The sequence below is a fragment of the Pseudomonas sp. MD330_10 genome, assembly GCF_042610415.1.
Taxonomy (GTDB): domain Bacteria; phylum Pseudomonadota; class Gammaproteobacteria; order Pseudomonadales; family Pseudomonadaceae; genus Aquipseudomonas; species Aquipseudomonas rhodesiae.
In genome coordinates this window covers 1-232 of the sequence record NZ_JBHGZU010000184.1, presented here as the reverse complement: position 1 = coordinate 232, position 232 = coordinate 1, and the positions used below count along the sequence as shown (strand labels likewise).

The 232-nt window shown below is 60.8% G+C and carries 1 pseudogene; it reads left to right on the top strand.

Features of this window, described 5'->3' with window-relative positions:
* A pseudogene (locus ACFZPT_RS27135) lies at nt 1-232 on the top strand (gamma-glutamyl-phosphate reductase); the annotation flags it as partial.

The following is a 232-nucleotide window of genomic DNA, read 5'->3' as shown; positions in this document are numbered from 1 at the left end:
ATCTACCGCGACAAGGGCGTGGAACTGCGCGTTTGCGAGCGTACCCGCGCGTTGCTGGTCGCCGACGTGATCGAAGCCACCGAGCAGGACTGGTACACCGAATACACGTCGCCGATCCTATCGATCCGCATCGTTGACGACCTGGATCAGGCCATCGAGCACAACAACACCTACGGTTCCAAGCACACCGAACCGATCGTGTCCGAGCATTTCAGCGATGCCCGGCGCTTCC